A 7940-nucleotide genomic window follows, 5' to 3' on the forward strand; every position below is an offset into this window, starting at 1 on the left:
CCACACGACGGGCACAACCATTCGTCACGCACAGCCTGTTCGGCCTCACACATGAACCGCAGCCTCGTACCCTCCGGGAAGGTGCGCAGCCTGATCATGCTATCTCGTGAGTCGAGACGGGGGCGTGGGTTTCGCAGTCGCATGCGCGGACCGGGCATGACTGCGGTGCTTGTCGCGGTCAGATCGTCGGGGGGATCAACGAGCGGAGCTTTTCGCGGGTTTCCCGGTCCGTCGAGTAGATGATCGTGCCGATCATGCCCCGGGTCAGCAGCACTTTGTACGTGTTGCGGACGAGACGGTCGACGTCCTCGTCCGCGGTGGCCCTGGTGAAGGACGGGTCCTTGGAGGCGCTTCGGTCCACCACCCATCGGTCCGTACGCCAGACGAGGTCCGGCCCCATGATCACGCCGGACCAGTCGTACTCGAAGCCCTGCGCGGTGTAGACGCACCCGACCTGTCCGAATCCTGCCGGGTCGGTGGCCCAGAGGGGTGCCGGCGGGGCGCCGAGCAGGGCGCGGTCGCCATAGAGATTCCACGGTCTGGCCCAGTCGCCGATGACCACGTCGGTCGGCAGGGTGTGCATGCTGGGAGTGATCTTCGTCGTCCACTTCCAGCAGTAGCCCGCGGACATGCGCGCACCGTATCCCTGGGCACGTCGGGCAGCCAGGAACTCCTCCAGCTCCTGGGGGGTGTCCGCGGTCAGGAGCTGCACCTTGTCATCCGATTCCCACGCGGTGGGCGCGCTCCCTTCGAGCCCCAGTAGGTCGACCACCCAGCGCAGGTAGGCGTCGCTGCCTCCGCACCGGAACTGGCTGTCGAGTCTCACCACCGTGCAGTCCAGCCCCTGCTCGGCCGCGGCCGCCTGGATCTGTTCCACGGTCCCCATCTCGCCCGGACGTACCACCTGGTGCTGATCCAGAAGGAACACCGGAACCCGCGCGGCGTCCATCAGCTCTGACACCTGCGGTCGGCCGGTTCGCAGAGCCGCCTTCGTGTAGCGGTTGGCGGAGGTCTTGCGCAACCGGTGGGCCTCGTCGCAGACCAGCACGTCGAGGTCGTTCGGCTCGGCCTCCATGAAGCTGTTGAAGTAGCGGAAGAGCCGTTGGACCTCAGGTTTGCGGGCGCCGGCGACCTTGCGCATCGTCTTGGTGAAGGACTGCGATCCGGTGGCGTGCAGGGCCGGTACTCCGCGCCGGTAGAGGTCGCCCAACAGGGAGAGCGCGATCACGCTCTTGCCGGAGCCTGGGCCGCCGGCCACGACGACGACCTGCTTGCGGTTGGACCGCCGGGCCTGTCGGACTGCCGTCATGACCGTTTCGTAGGCGAGCCGCTGCTCGTCGAGCAGTACGAACTGTTCCCGGTTGCGCACCTCTTCGGCGGCAACGGTCATCAGCTGCCTCGACGGCCGCACCTTGCCCTGCAGCAGGGTGTCGGCTGTCTCGGCACCCGGCTTCGCCGCCAGCCTGGAGCGGAGGTAGCCGAGGAAGGCGCCGCGCTGGTCACCGGTGAACATCCGGCCCCGGTCGTCCTCGGTGACGGCGCGGAGCCCCGCCACCTTGATGTCGGTCGCGTTGTGCAGGTAGGCGACCCCCGTGACCGAGTCGGGGATCCGCTCCAACGCTCCGTTGAACGAGATGAGGTAGTCGCAGTAGCCGCGCACCTGCTCGATCGGGTTGAGGACCGGATCCGGGTAGGCGTCGATGCGGCACAGCAGCGGATCGTCCTCCTCCGGGTAGGCCTCGCTCCACTGCTTCAGCTCGACCACCACGTACGAGGGTTCTCCGGTACTCGGATGAACACCGGCAAGTATCACGTCCGCACGCTTGCTGGTCAGGGGCAGCGCGTACTCCAACATCATCTCGACTTCACCGAGCCCGGCTTCGACGAGTGCGTTGGTGAGTGCCGGGATGCTCCGCTGCCAGGAGCGCACTTCCGAGGCATGGGGCCGATGGCGGTGTTTGTGCAGGAAGTTCTCGGTCAGGAGCTTGGCCAGCTGTCCTTCAAGGTGGGTACGGTTGGCCAACGACGCCGCGGACTCACGGAACAGCATAGGGAGTGCTCCCAGGCAGCACGAAGTAGCTCGTGCGGGTGGGGGCATGTCCTTCGGTTCCACCGAGGTGGAGCGGAAGCCCGTCGGGCCGCTGAGATGGTCCTCGACATCCTAGAACAGGATATGGATCATGCATCTGAGCGGGTGGCGCTCCTCTGACGCACGCAGTTCCCTTGCGCTGACGAAACGGGGACTCTGATCCGTCTCTTGCTTCCCGACGCGTTCTCGGGGACGCATCGCGTGGAGTGCGTGGTGATTTTGGAGTCGGTGGTGTACGGCCTCAGGCCCGTTGTTCCATGAGCGTGCGACAAATGCGGCTCGTGCGGTCCGTGCCTCGGCTTCGGGTCTGCTGTCGGGGACGAGTGGGTCGTCCGGCTCGGGGCATCGGGGCATCGGGGCATCGGGGCTGCGCGAACGGCGGGCAGGCCGTTCGGGATCTGCCGCATTCGGCGGTGGCCCCGCGAAATCCGTGCGCGCGACGATGAGCAACGGAGTTCGATGGCCGCCGCGCAAAGTGCTGACTGTCCGACGTGTGGGTGTGGAAGGACTTTCCGACGTCTTCGATCGGTACGTCTTCTCAGCCTTTGAGCCGTGGTCCGCGCCGGTCCGGGAAAGGTGACCGGTGATCCCGAGCTCATTGGAAAAGGGAGAAGAAGAATGAAGGCAGCTCGGTTCTATGGCAAGGAAGACCTCCGCATCGAGGAGGTGCCGGAGCCCGTTCCCGGTCCGGGGCAGGTGAAGTTGCGCAATGCCTATGCCGGTATTTGCGGCTCCGATCTCCACTTCTTCTTCTACCCCGAGTCGCTGCCGTTCGACCTGGCCGAGCCGCACCCCCTGACGGGGGCCACGCTGCCCCAGATCCTCGGCCATGAGTTCTCCGGCACCGTGGTCGAGGTCGGCGAGGGCGTCGAGGACGTGAAGGTCGGCGATCGCGGTGCCGTCTACCCGCTGGCCGTTTCCTGTGGGCAGTGCGCCGCGTGCCGGAAGGGGCTGCCGTTCTCCTGCCGGCTGATGGGTTCGCTGGGGTCGAACGTGTCCGGTGGCGGACTGGCGGAGTACGTCACGCTCGACGCGTCGAAGCTGCACGTGTTGCCGGAGGGCGTGGACCTGCGGATGGGGGCGCTCGTCGAGCCGATGGCGGTGGCCTGGCACGCCGTCGCGCGCAGCGGAATCGAGCCCGGCGGCACGGCGCTCGTCGCGGGGGCCGGACCGATCGGTATCGGTGCCTGGTTCGCGCTCAGGGCCCGCGGTGTGGAGAAGGTGCTGGTGTCCGAACCGAGCGCGGACCGGCGTGCGGCCATCGCCGGTCTGGGCGCGAGTGTCGTCGATCCGGTGAACGAGGACCTCGCGGCCGCCGTCGCGCTGTTCACCGGCGGCGACGGAGTGGACATCGCGGTGGACGCCGCCGGCGCAGGTCCGGCGGTCACCTCCGCTCTGGCGGGTCTCGTCCCCGGCGGCCGGCTGGTCGTTCCCGCGCTGCACGAGCACCCGATGGAGTTCCAGCCCACGCGGCTGATGATGGCCGAGACGGAGATCGTCGGCGCGGTCGGCTACCGGCCCGCGGAGTTCGACGCGGTCATCGCGGCCATGGCCGACGGGTTCTACGACACCACCGGCTGGGTGCAGGAGCTGCCGCTGGAGGGCGTCGTCGAAGCCATCCGTTCGCTGCGCGGTGGCGTCGGCGGGAAGATCCTTCTGAAGGTCGGCTGAGAGCTGAGAGCTGAGAGCTGAGCGAGGCCCGGACGGTTTCCGGGCCTGTTCGGCTGCCGGTCCGTGGTGCGTCGTGCGCAGCACGGACCGGGGACGCCGTCGGTCGTCGTGCAGGCGGTCGGGGGAGAGGGGGAGGGGCGTGCAGCGGAACGGCCGCTTTCCTCACCCGGTGCCGAGGGCGGCAGGGTGCCCCGCGTCGTGCGGGTCGGTGAGCCGCAGGAGGAACTCGGCGGCTGCGTAGCGGACCTTTCCCTGGGCGGCGCGGGGGTCGTACCCGAGCTCACGGGTCAGAGCTTCGTGCCGGGCCTGGAGGGTGGAGTGATGCATGCCGAGCAGGGCCGCCGCGGCCCGGACACTGTCCGCTTCGACGAGGACCCGCAGTACGTGCGCGGAACGGGCGTCCAGGCCGGCGAGCTTTCTGACGTCGTCGTGCGGCGCCTGCGGGTCGTGCACCCGGGCGAGCATCAGGAGCGCTCCCAGGTCCGTCGCGTCGACGACCGGATTCCGGGGGTCGGTGAGCCGTAGTGCGATCACCGCGCCTTCCCACGAGTCGGGTGCCTGGTCGGCCCGTACCCACTGACCGAGCCCCGCCGGTTCCGCCGGTGGCGGCTCCGGGGTCCGGCACAGGGTCGCGCGCATGATCCCGTACTTCGTGGGCACGACCGCCGAGGACGCGGTGGCGAGGTGCGTGTCCGTGCGGGTGGCGACGATCCGGATCCGCGACCCCGGCTCCAGCCGCAGCTTCGCCAGCGCTGTCGTCCGCTCGGCGGGGGTGCGGGCCGGATCGATGACGGTCTCGAGGACGCCTGCCGGGCCGCGTCGCGCCTCGAGGAGGTCGAGCGACAGCGCCAGGCGTTCGACGATCATCTCGTCGTTGGCATGGTGGGGGCCGACGCGCTCCAGCCACACGGTCCCGGCCGAACAGGTTCGTTCAGGTGACCGCGGAAGCTGCTCCGTCGCGGGAATCCGGCCGTCGGGGCCGCGGCGGTCGATCCGCCCGCGCCACTGCGCCCCCGCGACGACTCCGGACAGTACGGCCGCGCCGCGCAGCAGCGCGTCAGGTCCCGCTCCGCCGGCGACGAGCGCGTCGAAGTACGCGATGACCTTGAGGGACTCGCCTGCCTCGGGATCGAGGGCGGTGAGCCGTCCGACGAGTTCCTGCATCCGCTCTCCCTCGCTCAGACGGCCAGGCTACCGCCCTCGGCCCGCCGGATCAGGCGCCGAGGAGGCGCGCGACCCACTCGTTTCGGGAGGCCGTCGCCGCCTGTGCCAGTGCGGTGTGCGGGGCAACCATGTCGAATCCGTGGAACCCGCCGGGCCACACGTGCAGCTCGGCCTGTACGCCGGCCGCCCAGAGGGCTGTTGCGTAGGCGACGTCCTCGTCACGGAAGAGTTCGGCCGATCCGCAGTCGATGAAGGCAGGCGGCAGCCCGGAGAGGTCCGTCGCGCGCGGGTGCGGCGTAGACCGAGACGCCGTCGGTGCCGCGGCGATCGCCCAGCAGCGCGTTCCATCCGGTCCGGTTGCTCTCGCGGACCCACATCCCGGCATCGTCGTACTGGAGGGTCGAGACGGTCCGGTCGCGGTCGTCGAGCATGGGGCAGATCAGCACCTGGCCGATCAGGTCCGGGCCCTTGCGGTCGCGGGCCAGGAGGGCGGTTCCGGCCGCCAGTCCGCCACCGGCACTGGCGCCCGCGATCATGAGACGGTCGGGGTCGATGCCGAGCTCGGCCGCGTGTTCGGCGGTCCAGAGCAGGCCCGCGTAGCAGTCCTCGACCGGACAGGGGTCCGGGAACTCCGGCGCGAGGCGGTATTCGACCGTGACCGCGACGGCGTCGTGTTCGACGATCCACGGCACGATCTGGCTGATGCCGACCAGGCGCTCGCCCGCGATCATGCCGCCGCCGTGTACGTGGTAGATGCCCGGTCCGGTGCCGGTGTGATCCGCGCGGGCGATCACGCTCGCGGCGAGTTCCACCCCCTCGTATCCGCGGACCGTTGTCTCGCGGCGCGTCAGACCGGCGGCTCGAAGCGGTTCTTCCGACACATCGATGGGCAGCGGCGTCTCGCGCAAGGTCTGGATGAGGTCCGGCGTGACGGTCGGTATCCGTTCACCGGCCAGGGCCAGCACGGCGTCGAGCTTCGGGTCGAACGGGGGGCGGCTGAGCTGGGGCATCGGGCTCCTTCGCGGTGATGTGCGGCTCATGGGACGCACTGGATGCCCTCAGGATCGCCGCGTTCCCGCAGGTCCCGGAACCGCCGACTGCGGCGGATCGGGCGGGTGCCGCCCGCCGATCGCGCGACCGCGGCGCGTTCCGGACGGGCACGGTGGCGTACCGGGTGACGCCGTTTCGGGCCGCTTGCCCGCGTCATCCGCCCATGAGCCGATCCGACGCATCGGTCGGCGGGAAGCTGAACGACGCAGGCGCCGCGGTGCCTGGCATCTGCCGCTCCGGAGTGCTTTTCGGGGGCGGGCCGGTGAGGCCGATGCTCAGGGTCTGCGGTTGAAGATCTCGGTCAGGCAATCACGCTGCTCCGCCACTGCGTCCAGGAAGTGCCGACGGACCGATTTGGCGTGCACCGAAATGGCATTCTTTATCAGTTCTTTCCCGTGATCGGTCAAGGTCACCTGCATGAGCCTTCCGGTACCGACTTCGGTCCGGGTCAGCATTCCCTTTTTCTCCATTCGGGAAAGCTGATGAGAAAGACGGGACGGAGACCAGCCCAGGGAGTTGGAGAGCTCGAACTGGCCCAATGAATGTCCCACCCCCTCGTGAACTCTCACCAGGACCTGATAATCGGGAACGGAGATTCCTGCGACGGCGAGGTCCTTGGAGACCAGGGAAACCACCTGCTCGCTCCAGGAGAGGAAAGATCGCCACAGCTCTTGCTCTTCACCGGTCAAAGGATCGGGCTGTTCTTTCATGCGCCTCATCCTGGCCAACACGACTTGACGCGTCAAGTGAAGCTGGGGGCGAGTTGTCCGCGCGGTGCGGCTCTCGCGCGTGCGGGGTCGGTGCTCCCCGGATTCCGACGGAGGGTTCGGGGTGTTGTGATTTGACGCGTCAAGTCGGGGTCCCTACTCTGGGCCGGAAGTGACTTGATGTATCAATTCAGGAGGTCGTCATGACGCCACCCACGGGCGCGCCCACCGCGAAGCATGTACTGACCACGGCATGGTTCCCCTTCTTCTTCGCCGCCGCGTTCAGCCTCATGTTCCTGCTCTCCTTCGCGCAGCCGTCGGCCCGTGGCATCATCCTCGCGGCTCCGCAGTCGTCGGCGGCAGGGCTCCAGAAGGTGCTGGACGGTGCGGAACCAGGCGGCTTTCACGTCCAGGGCTACCGTGACTCCTCCGCCGCCGCCCGCGCGGTGACGACCGGCGACGTCGCCGGCGCGTTCGTCTCCGGCGGTAGCGGTTCTTCCGAACTTCTCGTCTCCTCCGCGGCGAGCAGTACCCGGGCGGAGTTTCTCGAGGGGTTCTTCGGCCGCGATGTCGCACAGCGACTCGATACGACGATCACCGTCCGGGACGTCGTGCCCGTGGCGGCCGGAGACGTCAGTGGAGCCGGTCTGTTCTTCTACGCGATGCCCCTGCTGCTCGTCGGCCTGATCACGTCCATCGTGCTTCTGCAGCTCGGAGGGTGGAGGCTCCGCAACAAGCTGGTCCTCATCGCGGGCGCCGGGGCATTCGCTTCCCTTTTCTGCTACTTCTTCGCGACGGCCAGGGATGTCATCCCGTCATCGCCCCCGCTCCTGCTGTACGGGTTCGTCCTGACTCAGGCCGTCGGCTGGCTCACCACTGCCGTGGCGATGCTCTTCAAGCGGGTCTTCATGCCGATAGCCATGACTTTCGTCCTGATCCTGGGAGTCCCCACCTCGGGGGGAACGGTGAACTCGGACATGCTCCCCGCCTTCATGGGATGGCTGAACGGAATTCTTCCGTTCGCGCAATTCATCGACATCACACGGTCTTCCGCCTATTTCGACGGACACGGAATCGCGCAGCCGCTGATGATCCTGCTGGCATGGGCGTTCGCCGGTGCGGCGCTCGTCGCCTTCGCTGCCCGCCGGAAGGCCAAGGGGTGACGTTCGCGCCCGTTCTCGGGCGGCGTACCCCGTGGAGTGCGTGGCGATTTCGGAGTCCTGCGGCTCTCATGCACGGATGCGGGCTCCGCCGTTGCC

At 68.4% G+C, this 7940-nt stretch carries 5 protein-coding genes and 1 pseudogene; 2 read left to right on the forward strand and 4 right to left on the reverse strand.

The window, feature by feature from the left end; genetic code table 11:
• Positions 1-178: 178 nt before the first annotated feature.
• A complete protein-coding gene (locus ACFCV8_RS23455) occupies positions 179-2050 on the reverse strand; it encodes a DNA/RNA helicase domain-containing protein (protein WP_376687372.1) in 1872 nt (623 codons plus the stop codon).
• A gap of 657 nt (positions 2051-2707) precedes the next feature.
• Between ACFCV8_RS23455 and ACFCV8_RS23460 the strand changes: the two genes are divergently transcribed.
• Entirely contained in the window at positions 2708-3760 is a 1053-nt protein-coding gene (locus ACFCV8_RS23460; protein WP_376687373.1) for a 2,3-butanediol dehydrogenase, read from the forward strand.
• A gap of 162 nt (positions 3761-3922) precedes the next feature.
• Here ACFCV8_RS23460 and ACFCV8_RS23465 read toward each other — a convergent pair whose 3' ends face one another.
• From ACFCV8_RS23465 to ACFCV8_RS23475, 3 genes and pseudogenes are all read right to left on the reverse strand, one after another.
• A complete protein-coding gene (locus tag ACFCV8_RS23465) occupies positions 3923-4924 on the reverse strand; it encodes a hypothetical protein (RefSeq protein ID WP_376687374.1) in 1002 nt (333 codons plus the stop codon).
• A gap of 49 nt (positions 4925-4973) precedes the next feature.
• Positions 4974-5934, reverse strand: a pseudogene (locus ACFCV8_RS23470) (alpha/beta hydrolase).
• A gap of 315 nt (positions 5935-6249) precedes the next feature.
• Positions 6250-6684 (reverse strand): MarR family winged helix-turn-helix transcriptional regulator, encoded by a 435-nt coding sequence (locus tag ACFCV8_RS23475; RefSeq protein WP_376687375.1) that lies wholly within the window; start codon positions 6682-6684, stop codon positions 6250-6252.
• A 287-nt stretch (positions 6685-6971) separates the two neighbouring features.
• Here ACFCV8_RS23475 and ACFCV8_RS23480 point away from each other — a divergent pair, with 287 nt between their 5' ends.
• Positions 6972-7844, forward strand: a complete 873-nt coding sequence (locus ACFCV8_RS23480; protein WP_376687376.1) for a hypothetical protein — start codon at positions 6972-6974, stop codon at positions 7842-7844.
• The last annotated feature ends 96 nt before the right edge of the window (positions 7845-7940 follow it).

The sequence above is a fragment of the Streptomyces sp. NPDC056347 genome, assembly GCF_042262625.1.
Classification (GTDB): Bacteria; Actinomycetota; Actinomycetes; order Streptomycetales; family Streptomycetaceae; genus Streptomyces.